We start from the raw sequence: 19277 nt of genomic DNA on the forward strand, positions 1-19277 counted from the left end.
ATACTAACTACATATCTAAAAAAATGCAGCTTAAACGATTTCAATTGCTATAACTTTCTGTTTTTTCAGAGAAAAACGAAGGCAACATTGTTAAATCTATCATCAGAGGACCTTCATGGAGAATACACTCTTTTCTTTAATAGCCTATCTCAACCAATTCAATTGCTTTTATTGTGTCGTCTTGGTAGCTAACTTTGCAAATGAGATAAAACTCTGGAAATTCTATCGCCTGAGTATCATATAGAAATAAATCGGCCTCAAAATCGCTGGCCGTGACGTTTAAAATTGAAATTTCCGTCTCCTCAAAGGGAATGGTATGGAAGGCAGTCAGTTCTTGGTCATTAAGGAAATTTTGAATCTCTTGGTGAAACTCTTCCCAACTTTTCTGAGAGGTGTCAAATCGTTTGTAGGCATCTGAGTAGTTCCCTTTTTGAAAATCTAAATAAATCGCCCTGAGACACTTTTTTAACTCCTTATCGAGTTCTGGAGATAGACGTTGCAAAGCATCAGAAGTCTCTTTTTTCTTTTTTGGGAATAGAGTAGTAAAAAGTTTTATAAGGCCTATTAGGATGATTCCCTCGATCATGCTCAACAATAATGGAATCAGCCCCATCAGTAATAGTTTTACTGATGTAGTCCAGCTATCAAAGTATCCCAAGGCTAGTAGCACAACAACAGCGATGATAAATGGCCAATTTTTTTCACGCTTGACTTTCTTCGTGTAAATCGTTGACTGTTTCTTAGCTAGTTCTCTATAATAGGCATTTTCAAAATTTGTTGTCGCCCAAGTTTTGAAAAACAAATTGTAATATATATATCCAAAAAGTGGGGAAATCGTAAAGAACATAGCAATATTTACAAGCCCCTCAGGCCATCCCTCTCCCTTTGTAATGAAAAAAAGAACCAAGGAAATAAGACCGATGAATAGAGAAAGAGCAATCGAGGGGAATTGTATGGCCTCCCAAAAAGCCCAAAACCTTAATTTTCTGGTATATTTACTTTGTACTTCGCTACTAATACGCGCGCCCATAGCCAGATAGTAATCCTCAAAGGATGGATAGGAGGTCTTGCTCCCGTGCGTAACGCCATGAACATTTCCCTCCCGATCAAAATAAGACAGGGAGCCAGAAAAATCTGCTAAGTGGTCATCGATAATTGTTGTGATAAAAGACATGATAAACTCTTTTCTAGTAAGATGTCGAATAGCGTCTACAATTCCAGTTTTCTTGCTAATGTTCCCATTTTATCATATTTTTGTGCAAAAACAAAGCGACTTCCCGTCCACAAGCTATCAAGATATGGTATACTAGAAGAAGTTATGAAAAAGAATGGGGTTATCTATGTTTTCACCAAAAAATCTCTTGATTCATTTATTTTACGCATTGATAGTAGTCGGACTATTTCTATATGGTGCACAAGATTCACCCCTAATTGGAAATATTACGATGGCCCTGATTGCTTTGGATTTAGCTATTTTAGTCAAGGAAAATAGCCACGTGGCAAGCAAACTGCTCCTGACACCTTTTTGGCTCTTCTTCTATCCCAACACCTTCTTTATGGTGACCCAGCTAACCAATCTCCAGCTGGCCAGCAATACCCTTTGGGAACAAAGCAGCTTGATACTCTTCATGTTGACCATTCCTGCTATTTTATTCGGTATTATGGCTGGCGTGGAAAGCGTAGAACTGATTTTCAAGGGATATTCAATCAGAAACTACGCACTACGTCTTGGGGTTATTGGTACTCTAGCGTTAACTTCTAGCTATGCTATTCACGTTGCATATTTTGCAAATCTTCATTCTTGGGATATGTTCATCCAACCTTTTATCGTCTTAAACTCTATGCTGGCGGCTATCTCTTGGGACACCTTCCCTTTTATCTTTGGCTTCACCCTCATTCAAATCATGGTCTTGGTCTTTGCCGTTGATGAATAAAGGAGTTGAAAGAAACAGTTCAGCTGTTTCTTTTTTGTATCTAATACTTAATCCATTCTTAAGCATGTTCAAACAATACAATGCCTAGTCCCCCTTTTCTGCCTGAATGTGATATACTAGCATTTATATTCTACAGAAAGAGGCTTGTCATGTTTACAATGAAAAATGTTTTGATCCATATTTTTTTCCTCATCATCGCTGCCGGTCTAAAGCGTTATGGTGTCACCGCACCAGACTTGACTTGGAATATGTTTTTGGCTTTGGTGGCACTTGACTTCGCCATCCTGACCAACCACACAAAATCTAAAGTCCTCAAAATCATGGCTGGGCTCCTCTGGCTCTTCTTCTATCCCAATACCTTCTACATGGTGACGGATATCGTCCACATGCACTTCGCCAACACAGTTCTTTGGCAACGTGAAAGCATGATTCTCTTCATGCTCTATGTCCCAAGTATTTTCTATGGGGTCATGACAGGCGTGGAAAGCCTGAGGCTGATTTTCTCTGCCTTTTCTATCAAGTCCTACTGGATCAGGCTGTTTCTGATTGGTGGTCTTTCCCTCCTATCCAGCTTTGCCATTCACATCGGACGCTATGCACGGCTCAATTCATGGGACATCTTTACCAGACCAAGCCTGGTCGTCAGTGAAATGATTGAAGTCATTTCTTGGGCTGCCCTGCCTTTCATCCTGGGCTTTACCTTTATTCAAATCATGGTCTTGGTCTTTTCCATAGACGAATAACAAAACCGGCAACAGCCTTGTACTGTTACCGGTTTTTCTTATCCAAAATGGAGTTGTTCAAATAGATCTTCCAAGTCGGAAATGATCTCCCGATGAAAATCCAAATAATAGGTTTTCTGGTCAGAATCCGGAAGTTTTTCAATATCTGCCAAAATATCCTGATAGCGTCGAAGAAGCTTCTCACCAGCCACTTTATCTATCTCATCCATTTCACCGATACCTGCTGCTATGTCATCTAAGTTGTCATATTTTGTCAGCATAGCCTCAGTCCACTCCCGCTTGTCCTTGTTGAGATTGACAATCTTTTCTGTCAACCAGTCTTCAAACCATCTCTCTTCTGTCAAAGATTGGCTATTAGCAGCCTTAATCACTTGGTCAGTTCTACTTGAACGAAGGTAATTCCGATAAAACCAAACGGAAAAAAGAATGGCTAGAATGATATTGACGGGGAAGACAAAGCTAAGGGTGAACAGTATCGTCAGCCACAAGATCAACTTGACATTTCTGGTCGTTTTCTCTGCAGGTCTTTTTTTCTCTTCCCAATCATCCAGTATAGCCTGGGCTTGTGCAGTATAGGTTTCAACCAATTTTGCCAGTCGGACCTTTTTCTCTGGGTCATCTTCTAGTTCCATTGCCAGATAGGCTTGATTGGCCCTAGCCTTGGCTGCTTCATAGGTCTGAACTGTCCCCAAATAGGCCGCATTGCTATTCATCTGATTCAGCAAGCGGTCCGTCTGACCTTTGATAAAAGACCGATCTCTTGATGTTAATTTACGGTAAGGCATAGCAACCCCTTCCTGTATATCTGAAATATACTACCATTGTACGATAGGTTCCATTCTTTTGCAATGCTTCAATATCATTATTTCCTTCTGCCAAATAATAGACTTAAAATGACAAAACCACCTACCAATGCACCAATGATTGCAGGGAGGCACAGTTTACGATAAAAAATCAAGGCAATAGTTTGTCCATCTGTCCTTCCGCCTATTTCCTACGAAAGAATATGAAAGCTATTGCTATGGCAATCGTGCCCACTAGTTATCAAATCGCAAATGTGAAAAATAGAAACGAACGATATAGTTCTCCACTGGTTTAGCTGATAAGATGTCAGAGATTTAGAAACATAAAAAGCTCATAAATTTTTTGTTCAATCTGTTCTAATTCTACCACAAACCACTCAGTAACAGAAACTTTTTTACCGGTTGGAGAAATAGTCTCCAGTTGGACGCGCTTGTCGCTAAAAGCGTCGTGTAAATATTTTTCTAACTTGTTAGCAGAAACATTCTGGATCTCATAACTGGCTACCAGATAGACTGGAGCATATAGGTAAGTCGCTTCGTTTTGACTATTGGAAAGCCTTTTTTTGATATCTGTAGCTACCCCTATCTTGTAGAGGTTATCCAATTCTAAAAATCGAGTATCTGTTCCAGCATATTTGATAACATAAATGTAGCCTGTTGTGTGATATTGGGCGGTTTCTTCTCCTAGCATAGAAATAGTATCTAAGGGTTCAGTTACCAATCTGCCCGAACGCTTTTTATCGTACAATGAAGAAATTAAACTCAAGAGCCAAACATGATTCTCCGTTCCATTTTCATATACAATATGCACCTTGTACTTACGATCTGTTGACTGGTTGACTTCCACACCTGTCTTAGGATCATAAATTTTGGCAACATACAGCATGACACCATTATCAACATAAAAATTCCCCTGTTTAATGGGATTTTTTCGACTGATACGGTTTCCTTGACTGGTTTCCTCGATGGATTTTATCTGACGTTTACCACAAGCAATATCAGCATGAACCTGTGTAAACAATTTCTGATAGGTGTCAAAGCCAGTTTGAACACGTTGACGACTACTAGATTTACTCCTAGCTCTAACTGTTCCCTGATAGCGTTTAGTGCTAAATAAGGTCCTATCTGTTTCGAAATTTTCAAACAAGGAATCATCATTTAAAATATCATCTAAGTCATCTATCATGTCTATCTCCTAACAAATCCAGTTCATCATAGGCGCTAACTAGAGCTCTTCTCTCCTCATCCGCACGAATCGCCTTCAAGCGACTGAATAATTGTCGTTCTTTGATTTGAGTACTTCTTTGTGGCTCTCGTCCATGTTTCTTAACCCATTGACAGATTTCCATAAATTTCTCTATTTCTGGGTGTAATCTTTCAACTTTGACAACACGAATCCCAGCAACCAAGCTTTCAAAGGCTTCATCCGCAAAAATATCTTCTAAGGTTGCAAAATTTTCTATCATTGATTATCCCTTTCACGACGGAGTTCATCAAGCTTAGCTAAGGCAAAGTAAAGTCGTTCTTCCTCTAAATCTGAGGAATTTCGTCTTGGTGAACGTCCATGCTCAGCCTGAAAAGCCTTAATCTGTGGATAAAGCATGCGCAATTCGTCAGTTGTAAACTCTACTTTTTTGGCATCAAATACCCGTGCAATCAGGCTTAAGGTACGACTATCCACATCCCTGGACAGAACCTCATAAGCACTTTGAAATGGATTGACACTATCAATCAAATCTATACTTAAGTCGTCAATATTGATAAATTTATCCGCCATTTTTAACAGCTTATTATTTTCGCTGTCTTTCTTAGCATTGGATAAGGTCAAATCAGCGACTAAATGCTGACGAACCTCTTCAACCTCTGTCTGTGTCAGGTCTGGATAACGGTTGGCAATCACTCTTGGAATCAACTGTTTTGTGATGACCTTGCTCTCTGCACCTGCAGAAATAGCTGCCTGTACCACATCATCTTGCAAGACAGAGGCTTTTAAGTCTGTAATATCCTGCTCAATGATTTTTTGGGTACGTTCCGTTGATGGCTTGGCTAGACCCTTGATAAAAATCTCAGCTCCGTTAGCTTTCTGGCCGTCATTTTCCTTTCGCTTAAACTTGAAAGATGGCGAGAGGACATTTTCCATCAACAAGCTAGCAGTAATAGCTTTCATGATGTTATTTACAGAGAATTGGACTTCCTCATCTTCGGCATCTGGTTCTGCAATTAGATTGGTAAATTGAGCTCTGGTCTTGTTTGAGCTGTCCCTTGTGACCCGTCCGATAATCTGGACAATCTCTGTCAGCGAAGAGCGGTAGCCGATAGTCAGGGCATATTCTGCAAATGGCCAGTCAAAACCTTCCTTAGCCATCCCAAGAGCAATAATCATATCCAGGTCGTCTTCACTATCCATTTTCGCCAGATAATTGCTGACTAAATCACGACCGTCCTCAGTCACCAAGTCCGCAATCTTCAAGATCTTACCTGTCTTAGAACGCAGATGAATAATCCCATGTTCATCTTTATGCAGGTAATCTCCTAAACAATCTAAAATTTCATCGACTTCACCATACTTATCCTTTGAAGACTCACCTGAATTAACATTTGGAATATGAATAATGGTCTTCTTGTCAATAAACTCTGGCAATAAATCTGGAAAGGCATCCGTGTAGCGACCACGGTAAAACTTGTAGTTCATGACGAAGGACTTGAGGTATTGATAGCCCTCCAACTGTTCATAATAGGTATAGGTCACGCGCTCAAAACGTGCCTCATCTGCCGGATCCAAGATAGGTACACTATCTCCACGGAAATAAGAACCTGTCATGGCAAAGACATGAGCTGTTGATTTCTGCAAGACTTCCCGTAGAGCATTTCCCAAAACAGAATTATCATCCTGGGAGACATGATGAAACTCGTCAATGGCAAGCAAACAATCATCAAAATCGCTGGCATCCAATTGTTCAGAAGCAAAGCGGAGCGTTGCATGGGTAGCAATCAAGACATCATCTGTTTCATCAGTAGACTGGATAAAGTTGATAAATTTTTCTACCTTACTTTTGGTGGTGCCTGATGTGGTTAGGTTGTTTTCATCTTTGACGATCCAATCCCAGTAATAGCCAAAGTCCGAAAGTTTGGTCGAACGAAATGACTTGCCGATGGACTTTTCTGGTACGGCTATGATAGCTTTTTTCAAGCCTTGGCGTTTCAACTTATCCAAGGCAACAAACATCAGTGCCCTGGACTTACCGGATGCTGGCGGTGCCTTGACCAAGAGATAGGGGCTGTTTCTCTTTTCATAGACACGCGCCTGCATCTCACGCATGCCCAGTTCATTGGTATTGACGCTGGTTTTCTTCTGACCATAGGTCACTTCAAAAAGCTGGCTCATGATTGCTCCTTTATTTTTAGATTTTTATTATATAATTTTATAAGTGCGTCAAATCGAGACTTATCAGAAGAAAATGCAACTTGTGAATACAGTTTTTCAACTGTATCATCTATCTTTTCATGCACTATACGAACTCTTTTATTCATTTCTTTATTACTTCCGCCATACTGGTCTGCAAGTGTTCCACCTTCTTCTTCTCTTACATCAATAAGTTCAAACACTAAATTTTCTAATTCCTTCATTTTTTCATTTTTAATTTTAGGAATTGGAAATGTATTAAATACGAGTTTCGATGAATATCTAGGATCATTCTTTAATTTCCCTCCAATATTTCTAAACCAAACCATATGCATTCTTGACACTATGATTCCTAGCAACCAAATTGGAGCATCATAGATTACATAATTTGCATTGGTAGGGACAATATTTTCATCAATGAAAGTTGCCGGAAGATATTCCCGATTCTCTGGGTGTACTACAGGGAATACTAAAGCCGATTTTGATTGATATGTCGAATCTGAAAACTTCCAAGGTGTTCTCTCTGCACTTTTTGTTTTAGCTCGCTTACTGTTACTACGAAACTCCCTAACCATTTCAATTCTTGTTTTTAACTCTGGAATCATCAGTGCATCATTTACTAAATGATCTTCTAGCCAAAGTGCATATGTAAATTGTCCATTGACTAAATTAGTTGCGTTAATACATTTTTTAAACATATACTCAGTTTCTGGATATTTAAAAATAAAATCTTTATACTCTTCAATGGAAAAAATTAGATTATCATCTCCATACTCAGCACTCCCAATTGTCATCAAGAAAGGTAAATTTTTATTTAATTGATTAGTTTTTAAAACATTGTAATCGGCACCTGCTTTTAGATGCACGTTAATTCTATCAACAGAACTGATTGAATCTTCTAAATAAATATGTTTTCTAGCATTAGTTTTATTGGTAAAACCTACAATTACTACAATTACACCAGCATTATTTTTTGCGTTATTGGACCACCTAAAAGATGGATAAACAAATTTTATATCTAATTTACTTAACAGGTTATCTGCGACAATTGGGGCTTGCTCTCCTTGAAATAGTGAGTTAGTAGAAACAAAAGCAAACTCAGCATTATTATTATAGATAAATTTCGCAGCCTTAAAAAACCAACCAAAAATATAATCCATTATTCTTGTCTCAAGGGGAAAAATGGCTTGAGCTAAATCAGCTTTTTGATCCAAAGACTGTGCATTTCTCCCTTTTGTACCAATATATGGCGGATTGCCTATCAGGTAGATTTCATCAGTCGATGAGTGTGGAACAACCCTATCCCAGTCAAGTCTAAGGGCATTTCCTTGAGTGATGTTTCCTGCATCACGCAGAGGGAGAAAGGCTTGTTTTATTGCGATTTCTTTTTCCGTTTCCACATTCATTTGGTGCTCAGCTATCCAGAGGGAAAGACGAGCCACTTCATGAGCAAAGTCATCTAGCTCAATTCCATAGAATTGATGAAGTGAGATTTTGGATTTTTCAAATAAGTTAATACTGTGGTCATTTCTTAGATGACGGAGAGTTTTCAAAATCTGAATTTCCAAACGACGAAGCTCTTTATAGGTGATAATAAGGAAATTCCCTGAGCCACAGGCTGGGTCAAAGAATTTTATCTTGGATAGGCGTTCGTGAAGTGTGGACAATTCTTTCTCGAAAGTTGCTCTATTCTCTCGCTTGGTTCGCTCGGTTATGTCCTTGTCTTCATTCTCATTGATTTTATCTACAATAGTCTGAAAATTTGCAGTCAGTTCATCAAGAAAGAGCGGTTTAATGACCTTCATGATATTTTCAACAGAAGTATAGTGCATACCAGAGCTTGAACGGTGCTCACTGCTAGCCACTGTCTGAATCATAGCCCCTAAAATATCCGGATTGATTTCATTCCAGTTGAGGAGCTCGCCTGCTTCCAAGATTAATTTTCTTGTTTTCTTATCAAAAACTAGATTAGTTGATGCATCTGTAAACAGTTTTCCATTGACATATGGAAATTCCTGTAACCAGCTTTCTTGGCTGAAACGGTTAGCAATATCCAGACTGGCAAATATCTGATTAAAAAGAGCATTCAAATCACTGCCATCTTCTCGCGAGCGTGTTTTGATGGCATTTGTAAAAATACCTTTTTTCATGATTTCTGTATCTTCGGCAAATAAAAGAAAGAGAAGTCGAATCAGAAACAGGTTAAACTCTTTTTCCTCTTGACTACGGTCATCAAAATGATTGATTTTCTTTAATTCATCATACAAACGTGTAAAGCGTTCCGCAGCCTTAATATCCGCAGGATTTTCCTTGGCATAGTCTACCTTCTCGACGCCATTCCACGCCAAAAAGAAGTCAGCATAGGTTGGTAAGTCCTTAAAAGGAATCTGCAGAGTATCACTTGTCTTGGTATCCTTAGCTGCAAAGTCCACAAAGTTGGTCACGATGATATAACGGGGTTGTGATTTTTTATCCTTAATTCCTTCTTCAATCTCAGCAACACCTGCCACAACCGACTTGTCAGTAGGAACCGTCTTGAAGTAGAGCTTGTTCTTGATTTCACCACTTTGTTCTTTACGGATACGGGTGATAGTCGCTTTTGGAATATCATAAAAAGACAAGAATTCATAGATAAAAGAAGCTTGGTCAAAACCATCCTCCAATAACTGCTGAATCTTGTCTTCGATTGTAATAATATCAAACTTTGCCATAAGATCTCCTACTTTTTCCTAACACATTTGTATTAGTACAAAAGGAGCGTTTGATGAAAAAATAACCCACGTTATTATACTAAACACACCATTCAGTTTCCTAATCTTATTTTGTGATAGGACTGTTGTTGTTAGGGTTTGACTGAAAGTCAAACCCATGGTATACGTAGTATATCATGGGCATTTTTATATTAGTTTTTTAAAAAATCCATCCTCCTCACTATCTCCTCCATATCATAGTCAAAAAGAAGGTCATGGCAATCTGTAAAAAGCTGGCGACGCTTGTCATCATCCACCACCGCGATATCCACTCCCCTATCATCATAGCAATGATAGATGACTTTTTTCTTACTGGATAGGAAGAATACAGAAGCTGAAAGGTAGTGAAAACCACCATGGTCGGCTTTGATAATCTCCTTCAACAGAGCTTTCAAATCTTGGTCAGCGACCGGGAAAAGATAGCGTTCATAGACCAGCACTTCTCCCGTCCAGTCCTCTACTTCAATCAAGTCATGCTCAGGACACTTGTCAAAGTTAAATTTCGATGTAAAATGCCAGAGGTAAGTGTCGATGTCCCTATCTTCCTGGCGAAGCAGCGAAAGAATCACATAGTCGTATGCTGAAGCTGCAGTCTCCATCAATTCAACTGCACGCGCATAAGCATGGTCAAGATAAACTTTTCTAGGAAGAGTCTCAGCCTCCTCTGCAGGACCAATCTCAAATCGGAGCGCCAGAGGGGTCGCATAAAAAAATGGACCTACCAATGGCTTGTTTTCTAATCGAAACTCCTCGATCCAGTTCTTAAAAATCATCGTTTGCTACCTTTCAAAAAAGCAAGTCATTTTCATGACATGCTCCAATTTTTTTACAACAATTCATTCAACGGGGTAAAAATAATGCGCTCCAAATCAGCAACATAGGTTCCCAACTGCTGTTGCTTGCTGAAGTACTCTGTCAAAAGAGCGTTACCTTGAACCTGCTTATTGAAGTCCAGCATCTTTTTCTGGTCCACTTCAGTCGGAATGTCACCAGCCTGCAATTTAGCCTGGATAGACTTTTGGAACTCAATGTAGCCTTCCAAAATAGACTTGGCTTCTGGATTGGCTTCCACAGACACCTTAACCGCTTCAACCGCCTTGTATTCAGGCAAATTGCGGATAGCACGCTCCAACTCATTAGCAATATCATAGATATTTGTTGACATAATTTTCTCCTAATCTAGGTGGATTTGGTAGTCCGTCTGCTGACGCAACCGTCCAGCAGCATCCTCCAAATCTTCCTTATTTTTAAACGTAATTTGCAAGATACCGTAAATATCCTCACGGTTTTCCTCGTTGATACGGATATTGACGATAGAAATGCCTCGCAGGACCTCCAGCACCTTCAAGACCGTGTCTTCCTCATCCGGAACATTGATAAACAAATCATAGAAGGAATCCACACCAGCCCGCTTATGAATTTCCATAGCCTTGCGCATCTTCCGTCCATGGTCGAAAAACTCCCAGATAGCATCCTGGTCTTTTGTGGACAATAGCTGAGCTACTTGGTCCAATCTCGCCTTAAATTCCTCAATCCGTCCCAGAATCGGCTCTGGATTGGTCACCAAAATACTGGTCCACATGCCAGGCTCACTCTCCGCAATCCGCGTCATATCCCTGAAACCACCTGCCGCAAAATTATTAGTGAAAGGATGGTCCAGAGCATAGTCCCCAGCCTGATTCATCAGACTAGATGCCAAAACGTGAGGAAAATGGGAAACCTGACTAGTCACCCGGTCGTGCTCCTCCGCATCGATTTGCACAAAACGAGCACCGGTCCCCGACAACAAATCTGTCAATCGTGGCACTGCATCTGGCTTGGTCAGACTAGAAGGCGTCATGATAAAATAGGCATTTTCAAAGAGCAAGCTATCTGCCGCCTCAGCGCCCGATTTATGGCTACCTGCCATGGGATGTCCACCAATAAAGTTGATACCTTTGGGTGCCAGGTATTCCTCAGCTGCTGCCACAATGGCCACCTTGGTCGAACCTGCGTCAGTCACAAGGACATTTTCTTTTAAGTCCAATTGGCTCAGTTCTTTGATAAATTCGATAGTCTGCTGGATAGGCACACAGAGGATAATCACATCTGCCTGACCTGCATACTGGGTAAAATTGTCTGTCGCCAGGTCCACCATGCCCCGCTCCAGAGCCACGCGCCGCGATTGCTCACCGCGATTGTAGCCAATGATTCGGTAATCTGGGTGGGCCTTCCGAATACCCAGGGCCAAAGAGGCCCCAATCAGCCCCAAGCCTGCAATATAAATCGTTTTTGTCATGAGACTCCTAGAAATTCTTCACATAGTCACGGTGGCTAGCCACAGCTGCCTTGAGTTCTTCCAGGTTATCAGATGAGAACTTGTCCAAGATTTCTGTCGCAAGAACTGTCGCCACAACAGCCTCCATGACCACTCCCGCCGCTGGCAAAGCCGTCGGATCGGAACGCTCCACCGTCGCCTTGTAAGGCTCATGAGTGTCAATATCCACTGACATAAGCGGCTTGTAGAGGGTCGGAATTGGTTTCATCACTCCCTTGATGACCAGGGGCTGACCATTGGTCATACCGCCCTCAAATCCACCGAGATTGTTGGTGCGGCGAGTATAGCCCTCTTCTGCATTCCACAGGATTTCGTCCATGACCTGGCTACCTCTCAAATAACCTGCTTGGAATCCTACTCCAAATTCTGCTCCCTTAAAGGCATTGATCGACACAACGGCCTGGGCCAATTTTGCATCTAATTTTTTATCCCATTGTACATAGGAACCAAGACCAGCAGGCACTCCACCGACAACTGTCTCGACAACACCACCAATCGTGTCGCCGTCGCGTTTGATTTGATCAATGTAATCCTTGATTTCCTGCTCACGTTCCTGGTTGACAATAGACACTTCAGACTTAGCAGCCAATTCACGAATTTCTGCAACAGTCAGACCATCTGGAACGTCGATTTCCTTGCCACCGAAGACGACAACGTGGTTGGCAATTTCAATGTCCAACTCAGCCAAAATGCGCTTGGCAACGGCACCTACCGCCACCCGCATGGTCGTCTCACGCGCAGATGACCGCTCCAAGGAATTACGAAGGTCGTCAAAACGGTATTTCATCCCACCGACCAAATCCGCATGACCTGGACGAGGATGCTTGATCCGGCGTTTTGACTTGAGCTTGTCCTCAATATCTTCCACTGCCATAATGTCCAGCCACTTCTGGTGGTCTTTGTTGGTCACATTGAGCGTAATCGGTGCCCCAGTCGTCTTACCATGACGAACACCAGCCGTGATTTCCACACGGTCTGTTTCTATTTTCATCCGACTTCCGCGACCGTAACCGCCCTGACGGCGAATCAAGTCCGCATTGATGTCATCTGCAGTCAATGGAAGGCCGGCAGGCACTCCCTCAATAATAGCCGTCAAACGTGGTCCATGGGACTCTCCAGCAGTTAAATATCTCATCCTAATTCTCCAAAATCTCTAAAAACTTGCGGGTATTGGCCAGGGACATTTGCCCAGGCGCAGAAACCTCATCTAAACTTGCAAAGGTCCAGCATGAACCAGTTATGTGACCAGCGATGCGAGTGAGTTTACCCAGCTCACCCATGGAAATCGTCGCAAAGGTCTGCTCTGCATTGAGGGTTTTGAAACCTCGTGTGTAGTTCATCACATCCAGAACATCCTGCTCTGACTTAGCCATCACAGCAATCTTAACAACAGCTGGCGATAGACTAGTCAATTCAGACATGATTTCCAGATAGTTGGCCGGTGTCTCCTCAAAGTTGTGGTAGCTCAGCACCAAATTTGGAAAGTCCAGCATCTGGTCGAAGACGGCCTTATATGAATAATATTCAAAATCAATGTACTCAGGCTTATAAAGTCCAGCAACTTCCTTGATTAAGTCCACATATTCCTGGTCATCTAGGTCCAGATAGCCACCCTCACGCGTCGTACGAACCGTGAAAATCACTTCCTTACCATTGCATTTTTCAAAAATAGCAGGCGCAAGAGTCAAGATAGCTTCTTTTTGCAGATAATCTGCCCGCCATTCAATCAAGTCCGCCTCGGCCAGACGCTCAACGTCTAGGGCTTCCACTTCCTCCAAATTTCTAGGCATAATCGGAACGACTATTTTCATTTTTTCACCTGTATTGTAAAGACCTTAAGGTAATTACTACTTTCATCTTTTTTATTGTATACAAAATCCGACGGAAGACGATAGGTCGTCACATAGCGATGCTTGACAGCGCCGAATCCTTTTTCAATCTGGTCCTTGAATTTCTCCAGGGAAAGATTGGCAGCATTGGTTGACAAAATCAAATGACCATTTGGCTCTAAAATCTCTACCGCCTGACTGACCAGCTTATGGTAGTCCTTGGCAACCGAAAAAGTTTGTTTTTTATTACGAGCAAAGCTTGGTGGATCAATAACGATAACATCGTAGGTCAAGCTCTTACGCTTGGCATATTTGAAGTATTCAAAAACATCCATGACCACAAAGCTATGTTGGTCAACATCCACACCATTTGCCTCAAAATGCGCCTGGGACAGCTCCCGAGATCGCTTAGCCAAATCAACAGAGGTCGTCCGGCTGGCTCCGCCCATAGCCGCTGCAATCGAGAAGGCTGCCGTATAGGAAAACATATTGAGCAGGGATTTTCCAGCTGCGAGACCATCTATTAGTGAGCCACGGACCTCATGCTGGTCCAGAAAAATTCCCGTCATCAATCCATCGTTCATAAAAACTTGATAGCGGACACCATTTTCCAAAACCGTAAAGGTATCTGGAGCCTCCTGACCGTATAGATGTGCACTCTCATAATCCAATCCCTTAAAACGAATCTTTTCATAGGCACCTGCAAGCTCTTGATAAACCTGGCTAAAGGCAGAAATAATCACCTCTTTGATGCCATAAACAAAGGAATTATACCAGGAGAATACAGCATAGTCAGCATACAAATCCACTGTAAAACCACCAAAACCATCGCCATCTTGATTGAAGAGACGGAAGGCAGTCGTCTGCTCAGAATGGAGATAGGCCTGCCGCTTAGATTTGGCGGTCTCAAAGAGTTTGACAAACCATTCCTCTGTCACTGCCTGCTTGGTAGAACTAACCAACCAGCCATAGCCCTTATTCTCTTTGGAAATATAGGCCTGACCAATAAACTGATTGGCTTGATTATAGAGTTCCACCCACTTGTCCAGATCCGGTTGAACCAAAAAATCGTGTTCCAGGAGGCCATGCAGTCCTCTTTTTAGCCTTTTTTCAGCTTTGGGATGTAGAATCAATTTCATGGAAATATTATACCAAAAAATTATTCGATTCACAAAAAAACTCCTAGAATTCAAGTATGTTTTGAAAATGTGGTATAATGATGAGAACCTATATTCACAGACCGGAACTCTTATATAGAGCTAGTTTCTAAATCTGCCTTCGGTGTGAAAGGGCTTATAAAATTTTTTGAAAGGACAGAGAGGACTTTAGAATGGTGAAAAAGATTAGCCAATGGATGAAACAGCACCTGAGTGGTCGACTGGCTTTTATTCTTACCCTCCTGACTAGCTATTGGCTCAAGGCCTTGTGGGCCTATTTTGTTGACTTTAACCTGGACCTATCCAACCCCTACCAGTTGCTGATTGCCATTATCAACCCTATTCCACTGGGGCTGCTGCTGCTGGGGCTGGCCCTCTATATCAAAAATAGCAAGTTCTTTTACGCAACTGCAGGGACAATTTACTTCCTCCTCTTTGCCTGGCTGTTCGCAAATGCCGTCTACTACCGAGAATTTTCAGATTTCTTCTCCGTCTCGACTATTTTGGCATCTTCCAGCGTTTCCGAAGGGTTTAAGGGACAAGCAGTGACCAAGTTATTTCGTCCCTGGGACCTAGTTTATTTCTTAGATTTTGTTGGCCTGATTTTCCTGATTCGCGCTAAAAAAATAAGCTTAGACCGTTCAGTTTTCCCTCAGAAACAGGCTCTGGCCCTAACGTCACTATCTGTTCTGCTTTTTTCGATCAACCTATTCTTAGCAGAAATTGATCGCCCAGAGCTCTTGTCCCGCGGTTTTTCCAATACCTATATCGTTCGGGCCCTGGGCTTGCCAGCCTACTTAAGCTATAATGCCAACCAGACCTATTCTGCGGAGAAGGACCGTTCCGGCGCCAGCGCAGCCGATTTGGAGCCTGTGCAAAGCTTCATCCAAACCAATTATGCAGCACCAAATCCTGAATTTTTTGGCAAGGCCAAGGGGAAAAATGTCATTTACCTGCACCTAGAAAGTCTACAGCAGTTCATCATTGATTACAAACTAGAGGTCGACGGCCAGGAATACGAGGTTACTCCCTTCCTCAACTCCCTCTACCATTCCAACTCTACCCTTGCTTTCTCAAACTTCTTCCACCAGGTCAAGGCGGGGAAAACCTCCGATGCTGAGACCATGATGGATACATCCTTATTCGGACTCGACCAGGGTTCCTTTATGGTCCAGTATGGGGGAAGCAATAGCCAGCAAGCTGCTCCCTATATCCTATCCAAGTTGGCCGGTTACGACTCAGCTGTCTTCCACGGAAATAGCGGCACCTTCTGGAACCGAAACAACACTTACAAGCGCTGGGGATACAACAACTTCTTTGATATTTCCTACTTCTCAGAACCGACGGAAGAAAATTCCTTCCAATACGGGCTCAATGACAAGGTTGTCCTGGCTGATTCCATTCAGTATCTGGAACTTCTCCAGCAACCATTCTACGCCAAATACATTCTCGTATCCAATCACTATCCCTTCACAACCAGCTTGAGCGGCGACGAAGTCGGCTTCCCACTGGCCAAGGGAGAGGATGCGACCATCAATAGCTACTTTGCGACAGCAAACTATCTCGATGCAGCAGTCAAGGCTTTCTTTGACTACCTGAAAGAAAGTGGCCTCTACGAAAATTCTATCATTGTCCTCTACAGCGACCATTACGGTATTTCTAATTCCCGTAACCCGGATTTGGCTGCCCTCATTGGCAAGGACCCAGAAACCTGGTCCGAATACGACAACGCCATGTTACAACGGGTTCCCTACATGATTGTGGTACCTGGAATGACAGAGGGACGAATCATTGAGACCTACGGTGGCGAGATAGACTCCTTGCCAACCATTGAGCACTTACTAGGCATTGAAACCAGTCAATTCCTACAAGTTGGACAAGATTTACTGTCACCGCAGAAACAACAGATTGTTGCCATGCGAACAGCAGATACCTTTGTTACACCAGAATATACATCCTATGCCGGCAAGCTCTACTACACCGATAGTGGCATCGAACTCACCAATCCAGATGAAACGACTTTGGCTAAAATCGAAAATATAAAAAATCGGGTAGCTTCTCAGTTAGCAACTAGCGATGCCATTCAAACTGGCGATCTCTTCCGCTTCTTAAAAACCGATATCGGATTCCCAGATGTTTCAACTTATTCCTATCAAGATTCCCTGAAAAAACTGCTAGAAAGAGAAGAAGCACTTGGTCAAGAGTCAACCAGCCTCTGGGCACGAAAAAATAAACAATCGACCGTCAGTCTCTTTAAAGCACCGAGCTATCAGGAATTGCATAAAGAAACAGCTGAGACAAGTGCGACAACTTCCAGCGACACAGATGATTCTGACACAACAACGGAAACCAGCACCAGCGCAGGGAATTAGGAAATGGGAGATAAGCTAACTTCCTTTCCCTGTGTCATTAATTTGAAACCTGTTGACATATTTCACTACTCCTTAGAATGACCATTCTGAGGAGTTTTTCTATGCAGATTGCACCTATACAACTGTCCTTTCAACCTTAATCCAATTGCTTCGCTGCAATCTCCAAAGCGCAAACAAGGACCGAAGCTACTGCTTCAGTCCTTAATCTTCTGTTAATAACGAATGCTTTCGCGAGTCTTTTCGTATGAACGAACAAAACGTTCTGTAACGCCTGGTTCAACTGCTTCCAAGGCAAATGAGATTTCTTCAAATGATGCTTGATAATCAAAATCTTTTTCAAAAATTGCAAGCGAACGATTGAAGGCTTTTTGAATATTCTCGTCGAATGAACGGTAGCGGTTAGAATACTGAAGCAACTGCTCTGTCAGTGTAGAATACTGAACGATTGAATAGGCGATTTCTTCTAATTTTTCCATATCATAGGTCGCATTCTCCAACAATCGATTGATGATTTCAATATTGATTTTAGAATACTCTAACTCTGCTGCCAAAGCTTCCACCTGATCGCTGGTACGGAAGAAACTTGAAAGGAAATATTCTGGAATACCAGGAAGATTTCGTTTTTCCATAAAGCGTTTCAGGGTGTGCAGCTTATGAATGTAGAGATTTGCTTTGATACGAGCCGATTTTTCTGAATCCTCTTGGGTCTTGAGATAGTCTGCCAAGACTAGCTGCTCTTCTTCAATTTCTTTCAAACTTGCAAGGGCATGTTCCAAGCGCTCCTGAAGAATTGAATAGGCTACCTGAGGATTGTCCAAATCTTCAACACCTTCTGTCACAACAGCATCCAGTGATGTCAAGCGATTTGCCAATTGTTGAATACGAGAAACCTTGCTATCCGCCAAAACGTAGGTAGCTTGAAGAAGGTTAACCTCTTCTGTCAATTTGTCTGAATTGCTGCGGATATGCTCCAAATACTTGGGCAGGGTTTTGCTGATTTTAACTGTCTCTTTGTGAGCATCAATTTCCTTCTGGAATACATCATAGAGATGGTCAATGCGCTCTTGAATGTGGGTATTTTCAGCCTCAGCCACATCCAAATCAAACGACACGATGAGGGCTGAATTTTCACGAATAGCAACACGGATTTCCTGGAAAGTCGACTCAATGTCCGTCTCTGTGAACAGGTAATTCTGCTCAACCAACTTACGGTAACCAGACTCCAAATCTTCCAACTGCTCTGGGAAGTCTACATCCACTTTCTCCACCAAGGCAGGGATTCGATCCATGATTTGATTGAGGGCAATCATGTGCTCCTCTGTCTTGTTCAGAATTTCAGCTGCCTCAAGCGGGTCACCAGAAGAATTGAGCATAACGAATTCTGAAAATTCAACTTCGATATTCTTAACTTGCTTTTCAAGCTCTGGAAGTGTATCGCCGTACTTGCCTGAATTTTTCTGCAGAGTTGCCTGCAATTCTTCAAACATATCCAAGGCGTATTTGACACGACCAGTATTTTTCTCTTCTTGTTCGGAAAGCTCTGCCAAGCCTTGACGGATTGACGTGATATCTTCTTCAATCAGGTCAATCTGGCTCTCAATGCTGTCAATAGCATTCTTTGTGCTGACAAAGCGGAAAGCATTGTTGAACCCTTCTGCTTCAAAAATATGGTTCTCAATATCTGCAAATGAATTGAGGGAAAGGTCCACCCATTTTTGATTCCACTCGCGGAAGGAAATTTGACTCTGACCAATCAAGTGCAAGGTCTTTACCTGCTCCACTTCATCATTCACAGGCAGGTTAAATAGCTCTTCCTTACGATCCTCCAACTGGAGCAACTTCTGCTCGTTTCTCTTACGGATGATGAGGCAGGCTACATAGGCAACAATTAAAATGACAACAATCGCTACGATTAAATAGATTGTTCCTCTAGACATGTAGTTCTCCTTAGATAGTATAGTAATTTACT

The 19277-nt window shown here is 42.0% G+C and carries 16 protein-coding genes; 3 read left to right on the forward strand and 13 right to left on the reverse strand.

Annotation, left to right across the window (positions count from 1 at the left end):
• Positions 1-136: 136 nt before the first annotated feature.
• Positions 137-1174: a hypothetical protein gene (locus ACHBGV_RS00840; protein WP_394735439.1), complete on the reverse strand. Its 1038-nt coding sequence runs from the start codon at positions 1172-1174 to the stop codon at positions 137-139.
• A 166-nt stretch (positions 1175-1340) separates the two neighbouring features.
• On the opposite strand from ACHBGV_RS00840, the gene ACHBGV_RS00845 reads away from it, so the two are divergent.
• Together ACHBGV_RS00845 and ACHBGV_RS00850 are read left to right on the forward strand one after the other, a co-directional pair.
• Positions 1341-1934, forward strand: coding sequence for a DUF1361 domain-containing protein (locus tag ACHBGV_RS00845; RefSeq protein WP_394735440.1), 594 nt, complete (start codon positions 1341-1343; stop codon positions 1932-1934).
• Between the two features lie 149 nt (positions 1935-2083).
• Positions 2084-2677 (forward strand): DUF1361 domain-containing protein, encoded by a 594-nt coding sequence (locus ACHBGV_RS00850; protein WP_394735441.1) that lies wholly within the window; start codon positions 2084-2086, stop codon positions 2675-2677.
• A gap of 38 nt (positions 2678-2715) precedes the next feature.
• Here ACHBGV_RS00850 and ACHBGV_RS00855 read toward each other — a convergent pair whose 3' ends face one another.
• The 11 genes from ACHBGV_RS00855 to ACHBGV_RS00905 all read right to left on the reverse strand — a co-directional run bounded on the left by ACHBGV_RS00855 (position 2716) and on the right by ACHBGV_RS00905 (position 14918).
• Positions 2716-3462 carry a hypothetical protein gene (locus ACHBGV_RS00855; protein WP_167785564.1) on the reverse strand — a complete coding sequence of 249 codons (747 nt, stop codon included), beginning with the start codon at positions 3460-3462 and terminating at the stop codon, positions 2716-2718.
• Positions 3463-3787: 325 nt separating this feature from the next.
• Positions 3788-4666: a GIY-YIG nuclease family protein gene (locus ACHBGV_RS00860; RefSeq protein WP_394735442.1), complete on the reverse strand. Its 879-nt coding sequence runs from the start codon at positions 4664-4666 to the stop codon at positions 3788-3790.
• Positions 4656-4946, reverse strand: a complete 291-nt coding sequence (locus tag ACHBGV_RS00865) for a hypothetical protein (protein WP_172023980.1) — start codon at positions 4944-4946, stop codon at positions 4656-4658. Before ACHBGV_RS00865 ends, ACHBGV_RS00860 begins: the two co-directional genes overlap by 11 nt.
• Positions 4943-6865 (reverse strand): DEAD/DEAH box helicase, encoded by a 1923-nt coding sequence (locus ACHBGV_RS00870; RefSeq protein ID WP_394735443.1) that lies wholly within the window; start codon positions 6863-6865, stop codon positions 4943-4945. Before ACHBGV_RS00870 ends, ACHBGV_RS00865 begins: the two co-directional genes overlap by 4 nt.
• Positions 6862-9594: a class I SAM-dependent DNA methyltransferase gene (locus ACHBGV_RS00875; protein WP_394735444.1), complete on the reverse strand. Its 2733-nt coding sequence runs from the start codon at positions 9592-9594 to the stop codon at positions 6862-6864. The genes ACHBGV_RS00870 and ACHBGV_RS00875 overlap by 4 nt, the downstream gene beginning before the upstream one ends.
• 191 nt (positions 9595-9785) lie before the next feature.
• A complete protein-coding gene (locus ACHBGV_RS00880; protein ID WP_394735445.1) occupies positions 9786-10406 on the reverse strand; it encodes a DUF3885 domain-containing protein in 621 nt (206 codons plus the stop codon).
• A 53-nt stretch (positions 10407-10459) separates the two neighbouring features.
• Positions 10460-10798 carry a YlbF/YmcA family competence regulator gene (locus ACHBGV_RS00885; protein ID WP_105110968.1) on the reverse strand — a complete coding sequence of 113 codons (339 nt, stop codon included), beginning with the start codon at positions 10796-10798 and terminating at the stop codon, positions 10460-10462.
• Between the two features lie 9 nt (positions 10799-10807).
• Positions 10808-11911 (reverse strand): prephenate dehydrogenase, encoded by a 1104-nt coding sequence (locus ACHBGV_RS00890; RefSeq protein ID WP_257104265.1) that lies wholly within the window; start codon positions 11909-11911, stop codon positions 10808-10810.
• A gap of 7 nt (positions 11912-11918) precedes the next feature.
• Positions 11919-13085, reverse strand: a complete 1167-nt coding sequence (gene aroC, locus ACHBGV_RS00895) for a chorismate synthase (protein ID WP_394735446.1) — start codon at positions 13083-13085, stop codon at positions 11919-11921.
• Position 13086: 1 nt separating this feature from the next.
• Positions 13087-13761, reverse strand: a complete 675-nt coding sequence (aroD, locus tag ACHBGV_RS00900; protein WP_172062066.1) for a type I 3-dehydroquinate dehydratase — start codon at positions 13759-13761, stop codon at positions 13087-13089.
• Positions 13758-14918 (reverse strand): class I SAM-dependent rRNA methyltransferase, encoded by a 1161-nt coding sequence (locus ACHBGV_RS00905; RefSeq protein WP_394735447.1) that lies wholly within the window; start codon positions 14916-14918, stop codon positions 13758-13760. The genes aroD and ACHBGV_RS00905 overlap by 4 nt, the downstream gene beginning before the upstream one ends.
• A gap of 194 nt (positions 14919-15112) precedes the next feature.
• On the opposite strand from ACHBGV_RS00905, the gene ACHBGV_RS00910 reads away from it, so the two are divergent.
• Positions 15113-17308, forward strand: a complete 2196-nt coding sequence (locus ACHBGV_RS00910) for an LTA synthase family protein (RefSeq protein ID WP_394735486.1) — start codon at positions 15113-15115, stop codon at positions 17306-17308.
• A gap of 212 nt (positions 17309-17520) precedes the next feature.
• On the opposite strand, the gene ezrA is transcribed toward ACHBGV_RS00910, so the two are convergent.
• Positions 17521-19245, reverse strand: a complete 1725-nt coding sequence (gene ezrA / locus ACHBGV_RS00915) for a septation ring formation regulator EzrA (protein ID WP_105110972.1) — start codon at positions 19243-19245, stop codon at positions 17521-17523.
• Positions 19246-19277 lie beyond the last annotated feature (32 nt).

The organism is Streptococcus sp. A34, assembly GCF_043674115.1.
In the GTDB taxonomy this organism is placed as follows: domain Bacteria; phylum Bacillota; class Bacilli; order Lactobacillales; family Streptococcaceae; genus Streptococcus; species Streptococcus suis_V.